We start from the raw sequence: 19705 nt of genomic DNA, 5'->3' as shown, positions 1-19705 counted from the left end.
AGCTGCGTCCGAGAGCGATACCAAACGGCGAATTGCACACCTGCATTAGGAAAGACGAAAAATCACAACAACTATTTAGGACTGCTGTGAGTACCGATCATGAAGACGCACAGCCTAAACGGTTCCTGGCAGTGCCGTCAACGGCCTCACGGCGACTGGTTCGAGGGCACAGTACCAGGTGGCGTCTACACGGATTTGGTTGCCGCGGGTGAGATTCCGGACCCCTACGACGAAGACAACGAACTCGACCTCCAGTGGGTCGGCAAGACCGACTGGGAGTACCGACGCGAGTTCGAGATCGACGAAACACTGGTAGAGCAGGACCGAGTGACGCTTCGCTGTGAGGGCGTCGACACAGTAGCGACAATCCGCATCAACGAGACGGACATCGGCGAGACGTCGAACATGCACCGGATTTACGAGTTCGACGTCACTGACGCCCTCGAGATCGGGACGAACGAGATCAGTGTGGTGTTCGATTCACCCGTCGAGTACGCCATCGAACAGCGCGACGCCTACTCACACGAGGTGCCAGTGACGCAGTATCCCGTCGAACAGCCGGCACGGAACTTCATCCGGAAAGCCCAGTGTCACTACGGCTGGGACTGGGGCCCGTGCCTCCCGACGGTCGGTATCTATCGCGACATCGAACTGATCGGTCACGCAGAGCCGCGAATTACCTACGTCAAACCACAGCAGGACCACGACGGCAACGGCGTCGAACTCACGGCCGTCGTCGGCGTCGACTCACCGACCAACGGTGAGTACGCTGTAACGGTCTCGATCGCCGGGAGTGAGACGACCGAGCGGCGAGAGATCGCGGCCGGCGAGTCTGAACTCGCCGTCAGCGTGACCGTCGACGATCCGGACCGGTGGTGGCCGCGAGGATACGGCGACCAGCCGCTGTACGACTGTACCGTCGCGATCGACGGGGCAGACAGCGCAACGACACGGGTCGGCTTCCGCGATATTTCGGTCGTCCGCGAGGTCGATGGCGAGAACGCTGAGAGCTTCTCCTTCGAGGTCAATGGCGTGGCCGTCTTCGCCAAGGGCGCAAACTGGATCCCGATAGACGCGATGTACGGCGGCGTCAGCACGGATCGCTACGACCAGTTGCTCGAAAGCGCCGCCGAGGCCAACATGAACACGATCCGGATCTGGGGCGGCGGGTACTACGAGAACGACTACTTTTACGAGCGGTGTGACGAACTGGGCTTGCTCGTCTGGCAGGACTTCATGTTCGCCTGCTCGTTGTACCCGGCCGACGACACCTTCGTCGAGAACGTGACCGGGGAGGTTCGCGATCAGGTCCGTCGGCTGGCCAGCCACCCCTCGATCGCGCTGTGGTGTGGCAACAACGAGAACGAATGGGGGCTCGAACACGGCTGGTACGGCGACAGGACAGACAGTGAGGTCCTTTTCGATGAGTACGACCGCCTCTTCGAGTCGGCACTCGCGGATGTTGTCGCCGAGGAAGATCCCACCCGACGCTACTGGCCGTCCTCGCCGTCCAGCGGTATCGAGGCAACCAATCCTCAGAATCCCGCGAAAGGCGACATCCACTACTGGGACGTCTGGCACGGTGGGAAGCCGTTCGCCGACTACCTGACGGTCGAACCGCGATTCGTCTCGGAGTTCGGCTACCAGTCGTTCCCCTCGATCGAGTTGCTGGAGACGGTGGTTCCCGAGGAATCGCTCAACCCGACCGACCCGCTGATGGAGCACCACCAGCGCCACCCGGATGGCAACGGCCTCATCCTCGCCCGGATGGCTGATCACTTCCGGATCCCGTTCGACTTCGCGGACTTCGTGTATCTGAGTCAGCTCCAACAGGGGTTTGCGATCAAGACCGCCGTCGAGCACTGGCGGCGCCTGAAGCCGTACTCGATGGGCGCGATCTTCTGGCAACTCAACGACCTCTGGCCGGTCGCGTCGTGGTCATCGATCGAATACGGCGGTGGCTGGAAGGCACTCCAGTACATGGCCAAGCGGTTCTTCGAGGACGTACTGGTGTCGTTCCACGACGACCCGGACGAGGAGAGTCTCGAACTGTGGGTGACTAGCGACGTGACCGACTCGATCGAGGGGACGGTCGAACTCGACGCGATCGCGTTCGACGGCGGCGTACTGGCGAGTCGGAGTATCGACGTCACTCTCGACGAACTCGAAAGCAAGCGGGTCGCGACCGTGAGCCCGGCGTTCGCAGATGTCCCCACGGAATCGTACCTGCTCCGAGCGACGCTATCGGCCGACGACTACACCGGCCGGAATACCGCATTCTTCGAGCCGTTCAAGCACTTGGACCTACCTGGGGCGGACGTCGACGTCACCGTCGAGGGCGACACCGTTACCCTCGAGAGCGACGACGCGGCGCTGTTCGTGGCGCTATCGGCCCCCGCACTGGCCGGGCACTTCTCGGACAATTACGTCCATCTCACGCCGGGCGAAACCCGGACGGTTTCGTTCACTGGAGAGGCAGACGGCGACGAACTCGCATCGACACTCGGGGTGACTCACCTCGAAGACACGTACTGATCGCCCGCCGATCTTCTGGGAGTACCGACGGGCAGCTCTCACTCGAAAGACGGGAGAGGCACGAGTGTGATCTCGGGACGAAATACGTTTTTACACTCGCCAATCCACAGAGACTCCATGGAGTATACGACGCTTGGCGAGACTGGCATGGAGGTCAGTCGGATCTGCCTGGGCTGTATGAGCTTCGGGACGAGTGACTGGCGTGAGTGGGTACTCGAAGAACCCGAATCCCGGGAGATTATCGAACGCGCGATCGACCTCGGGATCAACTTCTTCGACACCGCAAACATGTATTCCCTCGGGGAGTCCGAACGCGTCCTCGGGAACGTCCTCACCGAGTACGACCGCGAGGAGCAAGTCGTCGCCACGAAGGGCTTTTTCGAGATGGACGAGGACAATCCCAACTCGGGCGGGCTCTCCCGGAAGGCGATCGAACAAGAACTCCAGGCCAGCCTCGACCGCCTCGGCATGGAGACGGTCGACCTCTATCAGACCCATCGCTGGGATGACGACACACCGATCGAAGAGACGCTCCGAGCACTGGACGATGCCGTTCGGCGTGGGCAGACACGATACGTCGGCACCTCGTCGATGTGGGCCTACCAGTTCGCCGACGCACTCGCGACCAGCGAGCGACTGAACCTGGAACGGTTCCAGACGATGCAAAACCACTACAACCTGCTGTATCGCGAGGAAGAACGCGAGATGCTGCCACTCTGTGAACGCGAGGGGATCGGCGTCATCCCGTGGAGTCCGCTGGCTCGTGGCTATCTGACTCGACCACACGAAGAATTCGACGCGACGACCCGTGGCGAGACTGACGGCCACGCTCGCAAACACCTCTACTTCGAGGGGGGTGGCCGGGAAATCAACGACCGCGTCGCGGAACTGGCCGACCAGAAGGGCGTAACGATGGCCCAGATTGCCCTGGCATGGCTCCTCCACCAGGACGCCGTCGACGCACCGATCGTCGGCACCACCAGCGTCGAGCACTTGGAAGATGCCGTCGAGGCCCTGGAGATCGGTCTCAGCGAGTCCGACCAGCGGTACCTTAAAGAGCCGTACGAACCCGTACCAGTGTCCGGTCACGAGTGAGACGGCGGCCGTGTTCGCCGGTCGAAACGCTTCTTGCAGTCGCGTTCGACGCCGGGTATATGGTCCTCCAGATCGTCCTGCCGGCCGTGTTGCTGTTCGCGTTCATCATGATCTCGGCCGACGCCGGGGCGCTCAGAGCACTCGAGGTGTACTTCGACCCCGAAGCCGACAGTATCTTTCTCTCCGACGATCACGGGCCGCCACAACGGTGACGGGATCGAGCAGCGAGTCACAGCCAAACCCGTAGTATATAGGCCGACGGACCGACAGCCAACCCATGGCAGAGATCGATATCTCCGGGGACGACGATGACCCGGACGTAAACGTGTCTGCATCGGGATCACGGCTGCCCTCCTTCCTGGGGACGCGGTTAGTGATCCTCGCAATCGTGGTCGGTGTGCTGTATCTCGTGCGGCCGCTGATCCACGGGATCGTCTATGCAACACTGTACACGCCATCCGGACTGGTACTGTTCGGTGGTACCGCCGTCACGGCACTCGTCCTGTGGTTCCTCCCGCCCTGGCGGCTCGAACGTGACGAGAAGCGACGCAGTATGGTGTCAGTGCTGTTCGAAGACGACGAGTCACCAGCCGGAGACGTCCTCGCAAGTAGCGGGTCAGCGATGCGGAAACTTCGCATCTTCGGCGGGATCGTGACTGTGCTGTTCGTCCTCTCGGTTCTCGTCGGAATCCCAGCGGGGGCACTCGAACAGCGGACACTTGCCCAGCAGACGATGGCCGATGCGACTGAATTGGATGAGTTCCCGCAGGCGAACGCGAACAACCCGCGCGTGGTGCCACGCGAAGTCTCTGACGTGACGACCCGCGGGTCGGTCTCCTATCGGACACACCGTCTCGGGGCGAGCGACATCGCCAGACAGGAAGACGGCTCGCTGGCGTGGTCGTATCCGATCGAACCCGACGGGGCCAGAAACAAGCTGCTTGAAAATCAGCGGGGCGTCCTCGTCGCCAACATGACCTCGATGGACGAACAACAAATCACCGTCTACGAGGCCGATTTCACACACGGTGAAGGCATGTGGCTCCACCGCTCGGCCCGGTGGAACGTCAAGCTCGGCGGGTATCTCTCGAAGTACAACGACGAAGCCGTCGAGTTCAGCCACGACGGACAGCCCTACCTCTATTACCCGAAGACTGGCCACGAGTGGCACCTGCTCCCGTTGCCACACACGACACCGAAGTGGAACGGTGGGGCCTTGGTCCACCCAGACGGGACGATCGAGCACCTCACGCCAGAGCAAGCACAGGAAAACGAAATTCTCGACGGCCAGCGGCTCTATCCGATGACGTTGACCCGATCCGAGATGGGGTCGCTCGGGTACCGTGAGGGGATCATCAACCAGTTGCCCGTCGTCGGCGCTCACGAGGGGCAAATCGAAGTCGCAGCCCTCCCGGAGGGAGCCAACAACGAACAGCCGTTCGTAATCGACCTCGAAGGCGAGCGGATGTCCTACGTCACGGCGATGGAACCGTACGGCGAAGATACGCGTGGGCTGGACGAAGTGTGGCTCGCCGACGCAGAGACGGGCGAATACACCTTCTTCGGGACTGACGAGGAGACGCTGACTGGTCCCGAACGGGCGATGGGGATCGCTCGAAACGAAGACTCCCAGACTGGCTGGGGCGACAACTTCGTCGTCACCGAGCCAGTCCCGGTGATAGTCGACGGTGACCTCTGGTGGCACATCAAGGTCGCACCGACCGACTACACCGACGTGACGCGGAACGTCTTCGTCAACGCTGATGCGAACAACGCGATCGAACTCAGCGACGACACCGCAATCCGGGAGTTCATCCGGGGTGACATCGACGAAGACGAACTCACCGCCGGCGAGAACGGCACGGATGTCCAGCCGGCACCGGACGGCGAGGACGTACTCTACTACGTCCTGATCACGAATGACAACGGTGAAGTCGTCGATCGGATCCCCGTCAAAGCGGGCCAGGATACCCAGATCGTCGCGCCAGGGGACGAACGCGCGACCGACAACGAGACGGCAAACTGACGGGGCAGTCGGGACACCGATCGTTCGAAAATAGTCCAGCCGCGTTCCCTACTCGGCGTCTGCAGGCACGTCGAAGTCGTGGAAGTGTTCGCCGTTCTCCTTGCTCAGGATGTGTAGCGCGGCTGCCGCGCCGTCGCCCGCCGAAATGATGGCCTGCCACTCTTCGGCCCGGACCATCGCGCCCGTCGCGTAGGCATCCGCGACGCTGGTCTCCATCTGGACGGAGACGTCGACGACACCCTCGTCGGTGGTCGCACAGCCCAACTCCTCGGCCAGCGAGCGGTCAGCACCGGTCGCCAGAACGACGTACTCGGCTGTGTACTCGCTGTCCTCGGTTTCGACAGTGAATCCCTCGTCTGTCTCTGTGACAGCCGTGACTGGTTCGTCTTGGGAGCGGTTGACGCCGAACGCCTCGACTTGCTCCCGAGAGACGTCCATGAACTCGCTGCCGTCTATCGACTCGATGCCGAGGTAGTTGAACAGGTGAGCTTTGTGCATCCAGGTCTCGTCGGTGTCAAAAACCGTCGTCTCCAGGCCGTTTTTTGCAGTGAACAGTGCCGCACTCAGGCCGGCGGGACCGCCGCCGACGACGATGACATCTGCCATACGAGAAGACAGTATCGCCGCCCAGATAAGCGTTGGTTCGACGACGATACAAACCGCTCGATGCACGACCAGAGCGGGACCGAACGACGTCACCTTCCGGGGAGACTGGCAGCGTCGGCCGATACCGTGGGCGAGTCCGCGTTTAAGCACGCTGAACGCCGGGTACCCGACGCGAGCGGGCCACATATCGCGGCTTGCAGAGCCAGCAGTGTCCCACCACCGTTAAGCGATGGCCGAACGGAGGGGCGGGTAATGACAGACACCGACCCGACGACTGGATCAGCCAACGAGGCCGAGGGTCCCGAGTCTGGGCGGAGCGGGGCCAAACACCAAGAGCGCTCACGGCCGGACGCCACCGAGAAGAGCGACACCGCCGCGACGGTCGATCGGGCACCGCTCCAGACCGATACCCGGACGGTCGAAGCACGGGTGCGCTGGAAGTGGCTGTTGAGTGCTGTCTTGGCCGCCGCCGTCGTCGGCATCGTGATCGGGGCGCTCAGTGTCTTTGGCTTCGAGTGGGGACCGCTGCCCGGTGTCGGTGCCTTCGTCCTCGTTGCCGTCCTCGGTGGCCTCTACGTCGTCGTCTTGTATCGCTCCTGGGAGTATCAAGTGCGGGAGGACGCGCTGTATCTCGAACGCGGCGTGGTCACGCACGTCACGAGCGTGATCCCGTTCGTGCGGATCCAACACATCGATACGAGCCGCGGGCCGGTCGAACGTGCCCTCTCGCTGTCCTCGCTGGTGGTCTATACAGCTGGGTCACGCGGAGCCGACGTGACGATTCCGGGACTGACACCGGCCGAGGCCGAGGAGCTACAAGATCGGCTGAAAGTGCTCGCAAAGGACACCGCAGACGAGGATGCCGTCTGACTATGCGACTCGATCCCCTCTCGATCCCCTACCGAATCGCCGAGAACAGTGTTCGAATTGGCGGCGCGATCGTCCTCGCCGGCGTGGCGGGGTCCGGTGGGTCCGGTGGGAGCTTCTTGCAAGGTGCGGTGATCTTTGTCGGCCTCGCTGCCATCGGCGTCGCGCTGGTCGCGGGCTGGGAGGTTGCCTACCACCGACGCTTTCGCTACGAACTCACGGGCGATACCTTCGACATTCACTCTGGCGTGCTCTCGAAACGCGACCGGGAGATCCCCTATCACCGCATCCAGAACGTCGACCTCCGTCAAAACGTGATCCAGCGCCTGCTCGGGATCGCCGAAGTCCGCCTGGAAACAGCCGGTGGCGGCCAGACGGAGGCCCAGTTGCAGTACGTCAACCGGGAAGAAGCGAGCCGACTCCAAGAAGAAGTCCCACGCCGTCGAGGCAGCGACGACAGCGAGGATGTCGACGGCCAACAGCAGCCAGCGGCCGCTTCCGGGCGAACACTGTTCGCGATCACGCCCCGAGAACTGGGGATCCTGGGCATCGTCTCGATGGACCTGCGGCTCGTCCCGCTGTTGCTCGGGGCACTCTCGATTTTCGGGCCGACGATGATCGCCGAGATCGTCCCCGACACCGAGCAGCTGTTCCTCGTCGGCCCGATCGTCGGGGTCGGGGCGATCGTCGCCACGGCAGTATTGAGCGGCATCATCTCGGTGTTGCGCTATTACGACTTCCAGTTATATCGGCGCGGAGAGGAATACCGCTACGAGCGGGGTCTCCTCCAGCGATTCAGTGGGTCGATCCCCGTCGAGAAGGTCCAAACGTTGTCGATCCGTGAGAACGTCCTCGCACGGTGGCTGGGGTACGCCAGCCTGACGATCGAGACGGCCGGGTATTCGCCCGAACAGGGCAGCGGTGCACGGTCACAGGCGGCGATCCCGATTGCCGAACGCGACCGGGTGCTAGAACTGGCTCGCTCGATCGAGCCGATCGAGGAGTTCACGTTCGAACGGCCGCCCAAACGGGCGCGACAGCGATATGCGGCCCGGTACCTGCTCGTCGTCGGTGTGCTGGTCGCGGGGGCCTACGCGATAACGCTCCATCCCGACGTAGCCGGTCCGTGGTACCTGACCGCCCTGCTCGCCGTCGGAGTCCCCATCGCCGCCCATCTCAAGTGGCGCCATCGTGGGTACTACCTCGGCGAGGAGTACGTCATCACGCGCAATGGTTTCTGGAGCCAGCGGATCACGATCGTTCCCGCCTATCGCGTCCAGACGGTCGTCAGTTCCCGGTCGATCTTCCAGCGGCGTCGTCGACTGGCGTCGGTAGTTATCGACACGGCAGGGTCGAGTAGTCTGCGCGGTGACGATGCCGTCGCCGCAGACATCGACGATGCCGTCGCGACAGAACTTCGAGAGGCTGTCGGCGATCGACTGCAAACAGCACTGACCACGCGTCGATCCGAAACCAACGAGCAGTCCGAGCCAGCGTCTGCTTGAGGACACCTGAGAGTCGGCGAGTCGTCCCGGATCGAGACGTCACCAGCCGGCCAAACAGCTAAGGGAATCGCCCGACCCACCGGAAGTATGCAAGACTCGGTGCTGAGTCGGTTGCGAAGCGTGGCGGCCCCGAAACAGTTGGGATGGACCTGGGTGGTGAGCTGATCGTGCCGGCGATCGAAACCGACGGCCTCACCAAACGCTACGGTGACCTGCGGGCGCTGTCTTCGCTCTCGCTGTCCGTCGAGCAGGGGTCGTTGTTCGGGCTGCTCGGCCCGAACGGATCGGGCAAGACCACGACGATCGGCCTGTTGACAGGCCAGCACCAACCGGACGCGGGCAGCGTACGCGTCCTGGGAATCGATCCCGTCGCGAGTCCGCTCGACGTCCGGGAAGCGGTGGGCATTCTTCCCGAGCGGGAGGACCCACCGAGTTTCCTGACGCCGCGGGAGTACCTCCGGTTTGTCGGTGATGTTCGGGACCGAGACGACATCGACGATCGGATCGGAGAGTGGGCACAGCGCCTGGAGTTCACGGCGGCCCTCGACACCACCGCGGCGGCCCTCTCGGAAGGCCAGCGCCAGCGCGTGATGCTCGCCCAGGCGTTCGTCCACGACCCCGACCTCGTGTTCATCGACGAGCCGCTGGTCAATCTCGACCCGATCCTCCAAGAACGGGTCAAAGAAGAATTGCGCGCCTATCGTGAGGCCGGGAACACGGTCTTTCTGTCGACGCACTTCGTCGATGTCGCCGCCGACCTCTGTGATCGCGTCGGGATCCTCGACGGCGGACACCTCCAATCGACGAGGGACACGACGGCCCTCGACACCGACGACCTTCGTGAGTACTTCGTCGAAACTGTCGAGAAGAGTGCGGGATCGACGGCACGTGGGTCGCGTGGATCGGCCACCGGCGCCGACGATAGCAGCCAAGCGGGGGCCACAGACACGTGAGTCTCCTCGGCGAAATGATTCGCGAGGAGTGGCGACTGCACACACAACTGTTTGGTGGTCGCCGGTTCGGCGCGTTCCCGCTTGCGGTGTTCGCTCTCGCTGCCGTCGGGCTCTCACTCCTCTCCGATCTCGGCGTGGGTCGTGGGACCGTCGTCGGTGGCCTGCACGTCCTCGTGGCGTTTCTGGGGCTGCAAGTTGGGACGATCGGCCTGATCGGACGGGACGCGATGGAAGCCGTGTTTGGCGAACTGACGTTGCTCGTCAGCAGTTACCGGACGCTCCCGATATCCTGGCGCCGACTCCTGGCGACGTTCGTCCTCAAAGACCTGCTGTACTACTCGGGACTCGTCGTCGGGCCACTGGCGATCGCTGACGCCGTTCGAGCGATCGTCGCGGGGACGTCCCTGGGAGAGGTCCTCTTGTTGTGGGTGACGCTGGCCGGAGCGTTCGCGCTTGGGGTCACGGTGAGTCTCGCAGCGGTCGCCATCGGCACACGGAGTCGGCTCGCGCTGGTGGCCGTGATCGGCCTGTTCGCTGTGGCGATCTTCGGCACTGACATCGAGTTCCTTGCGTTTACGCCGGCTGCCTTTTACGGAGACCCCACGCTCGCGACTGGCCTTCGCGGGGCGACGCCACTGGTCGTGAGTGGCCTCGTCGCAGTTGTGTTGTTCGAACCGGTCGAGTCCGGACAGCGACCCGCAAGCTGGGTCCCGGCCTTGCCGGTGGGCTATGGTGTCGCCGGCCGAACGCTCAGGGAGGTCGCCCGCTCGGGTGGGTCTGTCTGGAAAGTCCTGTTCTCACTGTCGGTGTTCGGGGCGGTGACGGGCTGGTTGCTGGTCGTCGTTGCCGACGCCGCAGGGCTTGAAATTGCTCCCGGTATCGCCTTCGGGACGCTACTGGGGCTGGGAACGTTCACGACCTATGCCTGGGTGATGCAGTTCGACACACCCGGAGAATACCGTCGCTACCCACTCCCAGCGAGGCGACTGTTGGGTGGCAAATTGCTCGCGTTTCTCGCCCTGGCAGTCCCGAGTGGGCTGGTCGTGCTCGGGGCGGCCAGCCTGTGGTTTCGGCCCCAGGACTTGCTGGTGGGCGTGTTCGTCTTCCCGGCGGTTGCAGTGTACGTCTTTGGCGTCTCGGCACTGCTCGCCGGGCTGTCACCGACGGCCCTGCTGTTCGACGTGGCCCGGTTTTCTCTCTTTGGCGTGGGGATAGCGATGGTTGCAGTCCCACTCGTTGTCCTGGCGCTCGTCGCGGGACGGTATCCGACGATTGCACCGCCCCTGGCGGTCGGGATCGCCCTGCTGGCAGGCGTCGTGGGGATCGCAGTTGCGGATCGGGCCGGGCCACGCTGGCGAGATCGGACACGAGGCTAGGCCGACCCGAATCGATCACACAGTAAACAGAACCATTTTCTGCTGGGCATCGAAATACGCATACGACTCGGTGGGTACCCGGAATCCGGGGCGAGACCGAACAGGAGCTGACAACGATGGCTAACACGATACCGATTCGAACACTCGTCGTCGACGATAGCGAGTTCTTCGCGGAGATGACCGCCGAAACGTTGCGGGCCGATCACGAGATCGATACGGTCGCGGAGACATCCGTCGAGGACGCGTTAGCATTGCTCGACGACGAGCCGATCGACTGCATCGTCAGTGACTACGAGATGCCTGATCGCGACGGCCTGGATTTTCTAGAATCCGTCCGCGAGCAGTTCGGGGATATCCCGTTTATTCTCCTGACTGGCCGCGGTGACGAGACGATCGCCAGCGAGGCCATCGCGAGAGGGGTCGCGGACTACCTGCTCAAGCTCGAAGTCGTCGAGGACCAGCAGTACGGTCGACTGGCAAATCGAATCAGCAAGGTAGTCTCCCAACAGCGCGCCCAGCGGAAACACGAGTTACTCGTCGAGAACTCGCCCGACGCCATCGCCCAGGTCGCTGCCGACGGGGAGTTACTGACGGTCAATCCCGCCCTGGCGGCCATCGTCGATGCCGACCCAGCTAGCCTTGCGGGACAGCGCCTCCAGTCGGTACTGGGCGAGGTGGGCCGATCCAGGCTCGAAACGGGTCGCCAAGCCCTCGAAAACGACGCGACAGAGGGGAGCGAAGACGTCTACGGAGAGCGTCGCTATCACAACCTGTTCGTCCCGGTCGACGTGCGTGAGGATCGCCGATCGTTCCAGATGATCTCCCGAGATGTCACCGAGCGAGTCGAACACGAGCGCGAGGTCCGCCACCAGAGCGAGCGACTCGAAACGTTTGCCAGCGTCGTCAGCCACGATCTTCGCAATCCCCTGACCGTCGCGTTGAGTTCCCTCGAACTGATCGAACGCGACTGTGACGTCGACCCGGCGATCGCCGATCGGGTGGACCGATCGCTGACGAAAATGGAGCACATCATCGACGACGTGCTGGCGCTTGCACGACAGGGCCGGGCCGATCACGACCCGGAACCGGTATCGCTCTCGACGGTTACCGATCGCGCCTGGGAGAACGTCGCCAGCGACGGGGCGACCGTCTCAGTCGACACCGGACTAACGCTTGCGGCCGATCCCGGCCGTCTCCAGGAGTTACTCGAACACCTGTTCGAGAACGCAAGCAACCACGGTGGTTCGACTGTCGCCGTCGAAGTGGGAGCACTCGAGGACGGGTTCTACGTAGCCGACGACGGCGAGGGCATCCCGGCGGACGATCGTGAGCACGTGTTCGACCTCGGGTTCTCGACCAGTCAGAAAGGGACGGGGATGGGACTGTCGATCGTCGAACAGATCGCCGCCAGTCACGACTGGTCGATCGGCGTCACGGCAGCGGACAGCGGCGGCGCACGGTTCGAGATCACGGGCGTCGATGTCCGCGAGACAGACAGCGCGTGATCTCGCCGAACCGTCGCGGTTTTGCCTGCCACTACCCTAGTCGTCACGATGACACTCGCCGGTGCAGTAGTCGACCTCGACGGCACAGTCTACCGGGATGGCGAGGCGATCGACGGCGCAAGCGACGGGATCGATCGCCTGCGCGCGGCGGGCAGAGATGTCCTCTTCGTCTCGAACAGTCCCGTCCACAGCCCCGAATCCTACGTCGATCGACTCGCAACCATCGGCGTCGAGACCAGCCCGGAGCAAGTTCTCTCTTCCGGGGTCGTCACGGCCGAGTTTCTCGTCGACGAACACCCCGACGACACCGTCTTTCTGATCGGTGACGACGGACTCGGCGAGCAGTTGCGCGTGGCCGGCATCACCTGCAGTGAGGACCCGGCCGAGGCCGACGTCCTCGTGGCCTCCTACACGACAGCCTTCGACTACGACGACATGGTAGATGCTCTTCGCATCCTCGAACGGCCGGTCCCGTTCTACGGGACTGATCCGGACCGCACGTTCCCCGGCGCTGACGGCAAGCCCCTGCCAGGATCGGGGTCGATCGTCCGCGCGATCGCTGGGACGGTCGGGCGCGATCCGGACCGAATCTTCGGCAAGCCATCGGCACTGATGGTCGACGCCGTGGGGCAGCGATTGGCGGGACCGACCGAATCGTCTCTCGTGATCGGTGATCGCCTCGGAACTGATATCGCACTCGGTGAGCGAGCCGGAATGACGACCGTCCTCGTCCGGACTGGGATCGACGACGGGCCGGACCCCGACGGCGATATCTCGCCGGATTACGTGATCGACTCGCTGGGCGACATCGAGACGGTTCTGGCGGATCTGTAGGGACCCCGCCCAAGCGACCGTCGAGCGCGACCGCCGGCAAAAGCTTATATCACTATCGACCAGTATGATAGCTGCGCAACACGCGCAGTGATTCACATGGATGGGAAACGACTGTTGATGATTGTCGGAGACTTCGGCGAAGACTACGAGATCATGGTACCGTTCCAGGCCTTACAGATGGCCGGCCACGAGGTCGATGCTGTCTGTCCGGAAAGGGAGGCCGGAGAGACGATCAAGACGGCGATCCACGACTTCCGTGGCGACCAGACGTATCTCGAAACGCGTGGCCACAACTTCGAACTGACGGCGACGATGAGCGAGATCGATCCGACCGAGTACGACGGCCTGGTCGTTCCGGGCGGGCGAGCACCCGAGTACCTCCGTGGCTACGACGAGGTGATCGAGGCAGTCCAGCATTTCTTCGAGGCCGACAAGCCCGTCGCGGCGATCTGTCACGGTCCGCAGATCCTCGCGGCCGCGGACGTTCTCGACGGCTACGAGATGACAGCCTATCCCGCCGTCCAAGCGGAAGTCGAGGCCGCTGGCTGCTCGTGGGTCGAGGGCGTCGCCCGCGACCGAAACCTGGTGACGGGCCAGGCCTGGCCGGACCACCCCGAGTGGCTCGCGGCGTTTCTCGATCTGCTCGGGACCGACATCGAACACGGTGCGGTCGCGGCAGCCGACGACTAGATCGATCCAGCTCAGGCAGGGGTGAGCCGGTAGACGGCACCGGTCGAACCCGTCACCTGGCCCCGCTCGCTCGTACAGACGTACACCGCTCCGGTAGCGTCGCGTCCAAAGCCAAGCACCTGGGACCCGACGGCCTCGGATTCGATCGGAACCGCAGCGGTCTGCCAGGGACCGTCCTCGGTCGGTGTCGCGACGAACAACTGACCGTCAGCCTGCCAATCGGCGAAGACGTATCGTCCGGACAGGCCGGGCATCGCCTCGCCAGCGTAGACGTATCCGCCGACGACCGCGACGCCACTGACCGGCTGGCCGCTGTGGGGGTATTCGACGACCGGATCGATCAGTGGCTCGCCGTCGGGGGTGTCCGCGGGACAGGAGTCGGGTGACGACCCCGGAGACTCGGTGCTGAAGCAGTGGCGGCCTTCCCGGACGTTCCACCCGTAGTTGCCGCCAGCCCGGACGTGGTTGATCTCCTCGAATCGATTCTGCCCGACGTCGGCAGCGTAGAGTTCGCCGTCGTGAAACGACATCCCCCACGGGTTCCGCAAGCCCCAGGCGAAGTGCTCGTCTAGGCCCTCACGGCCGAGAAGTGGATTGGCCTCGGGAACGCTGTACGGGTCCTCGCCCGTGTCGGTCACGTCGATCCGGAGGATGCTGCCCAGCAGGTTCGCCGTCACGTCCTGTCCGTTCCCGCCCGCATTGGCGTCGTACCAGTCGGCGACGTGGCCGGTGCCGACGTCGTTACCGCCACCGCCGTCACCGACGCCGACGTAGAGATACCCGTCGGGGCCAAAGGCGATCGCTCCGGCGTTGTGGTTGCCCTGGGGTTCGGGAATCTCTAAGATCGCCCGCTCGCTGTCGGGATCGGCGACGGGTGTCTCTGCGTCCAGTCTGAACGACGCGAGCACGAACGTGTGTGAGTGGCTGTCCGGCGTTGCCTCGCGTGGTGGGGCACTGTATCGCACGAACAGCCGCGGATCGGCCGGATAGTCCGGGTGGACGGCGATCCCGAGCAGCCCCCGTTCTTCGTAGCCCGACAGCGAGACCATCCGATCGCGGATATCGAGGACTGGTCGTTGGCGGGTTTGGGCGTCCGCGATGGCCTGGACTGTCCCGGCTTGATCGGCGACAAGTGCCGTCCCATCGGGCAAAAACTCGACGCCGATCGGGGCGGTGAATCCGTCGGCCAAGCGCTCGACACCCACGGCCGAGGGCAGTTCTCCAGTGGCCGTCTCTGTGGACGGTGTGTGGGACGTGGCGTCTGGTTGTGTCGCTGCGGACGGCGAGTTGGGCGTCCCATCGTCGGTCGGCTCCCCCACACAGCCGGCCAGTCCGCCCACGATCGCGGCCACGCCCGACGCGAGGAGTGTCCGTCGAGTGGGACGTAAAGACATACCATTTTTGTCGGGCCACGCGGAGTTAACCGTTCGGTCCGGCCAGACCGGTGCCGAAACCGACTGTCAGGAGAGCCAAACACGTATAGATGCGGGCCACACAGTGACGGCCATGCGTGGACTCGACGACACTGATCGAGAGATCCTTCACCTGTTGCTCGAAGACGCCCGGCGACCCTACAGCGACATTGCCGAGCAAGTCGACCTCTCGGCCCCAGCCGTCTCCGATCGGGTCGATCGCCTCCGAGAGATGGGACTCATCGAGCGGTTTACCCTCGACGTCGATCGATCGATGCTTCGAGAGGGCACCCCGGTACTGATCGAATTGACGCCCCAACCCGAGGCGACCGGCATCTCGGGGAACCTAGCTGGGGCCGCGGCCGTCGAACACGTCTTCCGGACGGCCGACGGGACAGTGTTGGTCGTCGCCCACGTCGACCGTCGCAACGTCCGGGGGTTCCTGGGCGAGCAACTCGATCTGACGGCGATCGACGCCATCGACGTCCGGATGCTCGCCGACAGCCAGTGGACGCCCCAGCTTGGTGCGGGCGAACTCGCGCCGGCCTGTGCCGAATGTGGGAATACGGTCACCAGCGAGGGAGAAACTGCGACACTTGACGGCGACGTCTATCACTTTTGCTGTCCCTCCTGTCAGAGCAAGTTCGTCGATCGCTACGAGGAACTGGCCGCCGGGGCGGAGTGACGCGGCCGGACAGCGGCACCGTTAACGGGCCCCTCTTCGAAACCCGCCTACGATGAGTTCGATCAAGCGACTCGTGCTGGACTTGCTGAAGCCAAACGACGTCGAAAACGTCACCTTCGCCCGCAAACTCGCCGGATTGGAGGGTGTCGACGGCGTAAACGTCTCGCTGCTGGAATCCGACAAGGAAGTCCAGAATCTCAAGATCACGATCGAGGGCCAGGATATCGACGAGACCACCGTCGCGGAGACGGTCGAACAGTTGAGTGGCACGATCCACTCTACCGACGAGGTGGCCTGCGGGAGCCGCCTCGTCGAGGAAAGCGAAACCCATCAGGACTAACCGTGTCTTCCAGACTCGCCACGCTCCGGGAACTGCTCGAAGACGAGGACGTCCGGTCGATCTCCCGGCGGTACTTCATCTCCAACGGGTTCGACGGAACCTTGACCAGCATCGGCATCATCGTCGGCTCGTTCCTGGGCGGCAGCACCAATATGGAAGTCATCCGGATCGTCGCCGGCGGGACGGTCGGCCTGGCGGCCTCGGGCGTCTGGAGCGTCTGGGAGATCGAACGCGCCGAGAAACTGGCCGAGCTCAAGCGCGTCGAGGCACAGATGCTCACCGACCTCGAAGAGACACGCCTGCACGATCACAAGGCCGACGCCCGGAAGGTCAACGCGGCCATGAGCGGACTCGGCCCGACGATCGGGATGTTGTTGCCGATCGTGCCGTACTTCTTCGTCGGCGTCGCCCTCTCGATGCTGTGGGCGACGGTGATCGGTGTCCTCGTCGGCGTCGGGCTCCTGTTCGTCTTCGGGGCGTACATGGGCAATCTCTCGGAGCAAAACTGGGTAATCGCCGGCCTGCGGACGGGACTCGTTGGCCTCGTCGTCGGTGCGATCAATATCGGCCTCCCGGGATAGCCCGATTCTCACAGCTTTGGCGGTGTCCCCACTTTACATTCGAAATTCCATCCCCAGATAGTGGCGAGAATATGAGGGGAAAGCCGAATGAACGAGGAGACCCTAAATGGAGACAATGACAGCCCGACGAACGACCAGACTGGAACTTTCGGGGTTGAGTTGTGCCAATTGCGCCGGCACCGTCGAGGAGCGGGTCGGCGAACTCGGGGGCGTCGAGTCAGTCGATGCGAACTTCGCCACCGAGGAGGGAACAGTGACCTACGACGCCGAGGAGACGTCGTTGGCCGAGATTTACGACACCATCGACGAGGCGGGCTACGGGGCGGCCACAGAGACAGTGACAGTTGGTATCACGGACATGTCGTGTGCGAACTGTGCCGAGGCAAACGAGACGTCACTCGAAGACACGCCCGGTGTGATCGGGGCCGACGTCAACTACGCGACCGACGAGGCCCAGGTGCGCTACAACCCCGCCGACGCCTCGCTGGCCGACCTCTACGACGCCATCGAGGCTGCCGGGTACACGCCTATCGAGGAAGATGACGACGAGGACGTCTCCGATCAGGAACGGCAGGACCTCGCCCGGACCGCCGAAATACGGCGACTCCGCCGGCTGACGCTGCTGGGTGGGGCGCTGTCGGTCCCGCTGCTGGTCATGCTCGTCGATCACGTCTTCGGGCTCGGGGTGCTTCCCGAATCGGTCGGGCCGGTCGGGACGCCCTGGATCGCGTTCGCGCTGGCGACGCCCGTCCAGGTGCTGTTGGGCAAGGAATTCTACGAGAATTCCTACAACGCCCTGGTCAACAACCGGACGGCGAACATGGACGTCTTGATCGCGCTTGGCTCTTCGACGGCGTACCTCTATAGCGTCGCCCGTCTGCTCGGGTTCCCCGGCAGCGGCTACTACTTCGACACCGCGGCGCTGATCCTCGTGTTCATCACGCTGGGCAACTACCTCGAAGCGCGCTCGAAAGGCCAGGCGAGTGACGCGATCAGGGAGTTGCTCCAACTGGAGGCCGACACCGCGACGGTGATCCGCGAGGACGGAACGGAAGCAGAGATTCCGCTCGAAGACGTCGCCGTCGGCGACCGGTTGAAGGTTCGACCCGGCGAGAAGATTCCGACCGACGGCGTGGTGGTGGATGGAACAAGTGCGGTCGACGAGTCGATGGTCACCGGCGAGTCCGTGCCCGTCGAGAAAAGCGAGGGCGAGGAAGTGATCGGTTCGACGGTCAACGAGAACGGCGTCCTCGAAATCGAGGCCACCAGGGTCGGCGAGGAGACGGCGATCCAGCAGATCGTCACGCGCGTCAAGGAAGCCCAGTCCCGCCAGCCCGAGATCCAGAACGTCGCCGACCGGATCAGCGCCGTCTTCGTCCCCGCCGTCATCGGCAACGCCGTGCTCTGGGGACTCCTGTGGTTCCTGTTCCCCGACGCGCTGGCCGGGTTCGTCGACGCGCTGCCGTTGTGGGGCCTGGCCGCTGGCGGGCCGACGGCAGTCGGGATCGGCGAGTTCGCCGTCGTCGTCTTCGCCTCGGCCGTGCTGATCGCCTGTCCCTGTGCGCTGGGGCTGGCGACGCCCGCAGCGACGATGGTCGGCACGACCATCGGTGCCCAAAACGGCGTCCTGTTCAAGGGCGGGGACGTCCTCGAACGCGTCCGTGACGTGGATACGGTGGTCTTCGACAAGACCGGGACGCTGACCGAAGGTGAGATGGAACTCACCGACGTGATCGCCCTCCCAGAGGCAGACCGAACCGCGGCGGACGGCGGGACGCTGGAAGCCGAGCAGAGCGTGACCGAATCGTTCGTCTTGGAAGCCGCTGCCAGCGCCGAGCGAGGGAGTGAACACCCACTCGCCCACGCGATCGTCGCTGGCGCTCGCGAGCGCGGGCTCGAACCAGCCGAGCCCGACGAGTTCGAGAACGTGCCCGGCCACGGGGTGCGTGCCGAGACCGACCACGGCGAGGTGCTGGTCGGCAACCGAAAGCTGATGGCCGACAACGGGATCGATCCCGAACCGGCCGCCAAAGCCATGGAACGGCTCGAATCGGCGGGCAAGACGGCCATGCTGGTCGCCGTCGACGGGCGGCTGGTCGGGGTCGTCGCCGACGCGGATACAGTCAAAGACTCGGCGGCCGAGGCAGTGAGTGCGATTACGGATCGTGGCACCGACGTCTGGATGATCACCGGCGACAACGAACGCACCGCACGCGCCGTCGCGGATCAGGTGGGGATCGACCCGGAGAACGTCAAGGCAGCGGTCCTGCCAGACGAGAAGGCCGACGCGATCGAGGAGATCCAGGCCGACGGCCGGCGCGCGATGATGGTCGGGGACGGTGTCAACGACGCCCCGGCACTGGCGGCGTCGTTCGTCGGGACGGCCATCGGCTCTGGCACCGACGTGGCCATCGAGGCCGCCGACGTGACGCTGATGCGTTCGGACCCGCTGGACGTTCTCAAAGCGATCAGAATTTCCGCGGGGACGCTCTCGAAGATCAAGCAGAACCTCTTCTGGGCACTGGGGTACAACACGGCGATGATCCCGCTTGCCTCTATCGGACTGCTCCAGCCGGTGCTCGCGGCCGCGGCGATGGCGATCTCCAGCGTCTCGGTGCTGACGAACAGTCTGCTCTTCCGCCGGTACGATCCCGAAGCCGAGTACAAGCTCCTGGGACTGTTTGGCCGCTGAATC

The 19705-nt window shown here is 63.9% G+C and carries 17 protein-coding genes; 15 read left to right on the top strand and 2 right to left on the bottom strand.

Annotated elements, in window-relative coordinates:
• Positions 1-99: 99 nt before the first annotated feature.
• From FR699_RS01975 to FR699_RS01965, 4 genes are all read left to right on the top strand, one after another.
• Positions 100-2535, top strand: a complete 2436-nt coding sequence (locus tag FR699_RS01975; protein WP_158853651.1) for a glycoside hydrolase family 2 protein — start codon at positions 100-102, stop codon at positions 2533-2535.
• Between the two features lie 117 nt (positions 2536-2652).
• Positions 2653-3630, top strand: coding sequence for an aldo/keto reductase (locus tag FR699_RS01970; RefSeq protein ID WP_158853649.1), 978 nt, complete (start codon positions 2653-2655; stop codon positions 3628-3630).
• Positions 3631-3689: 59 nt separating this feature from the next.
• Positions 3690-3842 carry a hypothetical protein gene (locus tag FR699_RS13070; protein WP_199268268.1) on the top strand — a complete coding sequence of 51 codons (153 nt, stop codon included), beginning with the start codon at positions 3690-3692 and terminating at the stop codon, positions 3840-3842.
• Positions 3843-3907: 65 nt separating this feature from the next.
• Positions 3908-5656 carry a hypothetical protein gene (locus tag FR699_RS01965; protein WP_158853647.1) on the top strand — a complete coding sequence of 583 codons (1749 nt, stop codon included), beginning with the start codon at positions 3908-3910 and terminating at the stop codon, positions 5654-5656.
• Between the two features lie 48 nt (positions 5657-5704).
• On the opposite strand, the gene FR699_RS01960 is transcribed toward FR699_RS01965, so the two are convergent.
• Positions 5705-6262, bottom strand: coding sequence for an NAD(P)/FAD-dependent oxidoreductase (locus tag FR699_RS01960; protein WP_158853645.1), 558 nt, complete (start codon positions 6260-6262; stop codon positions 5705-5707).
• A gap of 252 nt (positions 6263-6514) precedes the next feature.
• Between FR699_RS01960 and FR699_RS01955 the strand changes: the two genes are divergently transcribed.
• From FR699_RS01955 to FR699_RS01925, 7 genes are all read left to right on the top strand, one after another.
• Complete coding sequence (locus FR699_RS01955; RefSeq protein WP_154552032.1) at positions 6515-7132, top strand: PH domain-containing protein; 618 nt, start codon at positions 6515-6517, stop codon at positions 7130-7132.
• A 2-nt stretch (positions 7133-7134) separates the two neighbouring features.
• Positions 7135-8634: a PH domain-containing protein gene (locus tag FR699_RS01950; RefSeq protein WP_158853643.1), complete on the top strand. Its 1500-nt coding sequence runs from the start codon at positions 7135-7137 to the stop codon at positions 8632-8634.
• 167 nt (positions 8635-8801) lie between these two features.
• Entirely contained in the window at positions 8802-9587 is a 786-nt protein-coding gene (locus tag FR699_RS01945; RefSeq protein WP_158855691.1) for an ABC transporter ATP-binding protein, read from the top strand.
• The gene (locus FR699_RS01940; RefSeq protein ID WP_233263355.1) at positions 9584-10963 is read left to right on the top strand and encodes a hypothetical protein; all 1380 of its coding nucleotides are present in this window, start codon (positions 9584-9586) and stop codon (positions 10961-10963) included. Before FR699_RS01945 ends, FR699_RS01940 begins: the two co-directional genes overlap by 4 nt.
• 116 nt (positions 10964-11079) lie before the next feature.
• Positions 11080-12468, top strand: a complete 1389-nt coding sequence (locus tag FR699_RS01935) for a response regulator (protein WP_158853641.1) — start codon at positions 11080-11082, stop codon at positions 12466-12468.
• Positions 12469-12516: 48 nt separating this feature from the next.
• A complete protein-coding gene (locus FR699_RS01930; RefSeq protein WP_158853639.1) occupies positions 12517-13302 on the top strand; it encodes an HAD-IIA family hydrolase in 786 nt (261 codons plus the stop codon).
• Positions 13303-13398: 96 nt separating this feature from the next.
• Complete coding sequence (locus tag FR699_RS01925) at positions 13399-13992, top strand: DJ-1/PfpI family protein (RefSeq protein WP_154552036.1); 594 nt, start codon at positions 13399-13401, stop codon at positions 13990-13992.
• Between the two features lie 11 nt (positions 13993-14003).
• On the opposite strand, the gene FR699_RS01920 is transcribed toward FR699_RS01925, so the two are convergent.
• Positions 14004-15386 (bottom strand): sorbosone dehydrogenase family protein, encoded by a 1383-nt coding sequence (locus tag FR699_RS01920; RefSeq protein WP_158853637.1) that lies wholly within the window; start codon positions 15384-15386, stop codon positions 14004-14006.
• A gap of 112 nt (positions 15387-15498) precedes the next feature.
• Here FR699_RS01920 and FR699_RS01915 point away from each other — a divergent pair, with 112 nt between their 5' ends.
• The 4 genes from FR699_RS01915 to FR699_RS01900 all read left to right on the top strand — a co-directional run bounded on the left by FR699_RS01915 (position 15499) and on the right by FR699_RS01900 (position 19702).
• Positions 15499-16089 carry an AsnC family transcriptional regulator gene (locus FR699_RS01915; protein ID WP_158853635.1) on the top strand — a complete coding sequence of 197 codons (591 nt, stop codon included), beginning with the start codon at positions 15499-15501 and terminating at the stop codon, positions 16087-16089.
• A 52-nt stretch (positions 16090-16141) separates the two neighbouring features.
• On the top strand, positions 16142-16429 hold the full coding sequence (locus FR699_RS01910; protein ID WP_154552039.1) for a DUF211 domain-containing protein: 288 nt from the start codon (positions 16142-16144) through the stop codon (positions 16427-16429).
• A gap of 2 nt (positions 16430-16431) precedes the next feature.
• A complete protein-coding gene (locus tag FR699_RS01905; RefSeq protein ID WP_154552040.1) occupies positions 16432-17010 on the top strand; it encodes a VIT1/CCC1 transporter family protein in 579 nt (192 codons plus the stop codon).
• 106 nt (positions 17011-17116) lie between these two features.
• Positions 17117-19702, top strand: coding sequence for a heavy metal translocating P-type ATPase (locus FR699_RS01900; RefSeq protein ID WP_370454768.1), 2586 nt, complete (start codon positions 17117-17119; stop codon positions 19700-19702).
• The last annotated feature ends 3 nt before the right edge of the window (positions 19703-19705 follow it).

It is taken from the genome of Halorhabdus sp. CUG00001, assembly GCF_009797925.1.
Lineage (GTDB): Archaea > Halobacteriota > Halobacteria > Halobacteriales > Haloarculaceae > Halorhabdus.
This window is presented reverse-complemented; position numbering and strand designations above follow the sequence as displayed.

Bases quoted from the DNA above. Each gene is read 5' to 3' on its own strand.
- FR699_RS01975 (WP_158853651.1), top strand. From the start codon at position 100: ATGAAGACGCACAGCCTAAACGGTTCCTGGCAGTGCCGTCAACGGCCT.
- FR699_RS01970 (WP_158853649.1), top strand. From the start codon at position 2,653: ATGGAGTATACGACGCTTGGCGAGACTGGCATGGAGGTCAGTCGGATC.
- FR699_RS13070 (WP_199268268.1), top strand. From the start codon at position 3,690: ATGGTCCTCCAGATCGTCCTGCCGGCCGTGTTGCTGTTCGCGTTCATC.
- FR699_RS01965 (WP_158853647.1), top strand. From the start codon at position 3,908: ATGGCAGAGATCGATATCTCCGGGGACGACGATGACCCGGACGTAAAC.
- FR699_RS01960 (WP_158853645.1), bottom strand. From the start codon at position 6,262: ATGGCAGATGTCATCGTCGTCGGCGGCGGTCCCGCCGGCCTGAGTGCG.
- FR699_RS01955 (WP_154552032.1), top strand. From the start codon at position 6,515: ATGACAGACACCGACCCGACGACTGGATCAGCCAACGAGGCCGAGGGT.
- FR699_RS01950 (WP_158853643.1), top strand. From the start codon at position 7,135: ATGCGACTCGATCCCCTCTCGATCCCCTACCGAATCGCCGAGAACAGT.
- FR699_RS01935 (WP_158853641.1), top strand. From the start codon at position 11,080: ATGGCTAACACGATACCGATTCGAACACTCGTCGTCGACGATAGCGAG.
- FR699_RS01930 (WP_158853639.1), top strand. From the start codon at position 12,517: ATGACACTCGCCGGTGCAGTAGTCGACCTCGACGGCACAGTCTACCGG.
- FR699_RS01925 (WP_154552036.1), top strand. From the start codon at position 13,399: ATGGATGGGAAACGACTGTTGATGATTGTCGGAGACTTCGGCGAAGAC.
- FR699_RS01920 (WP_158853637.1), bottom strand. From the start codon at position 15,386: ATGTCTTTACGTCCCACTCGACGGACACTCCTCGCGTCGGGCGTGGCC.
- FR699_RS01915 (WP_158853635.1), top strand. From the start codon at position 15,499: ATGCGTGGACTCGACGACACTGATCGAGAGATCCTTCACCTGTTGCTC.
- FR699_RS01910 (WP_154552039.1), top strand. From the start codon at position 16,142: ATGAGTTCGATCAAGCGACTCGTGCTGGACTTGCTGAAGCCAAACGAC.
- FR699_RS01900 (WP_370454768.1), top strand. From the start codon at position 17,117: ATGGAGACAATGACAGCCCGACGAACGACCAGACTGGAACTTTCGGGG.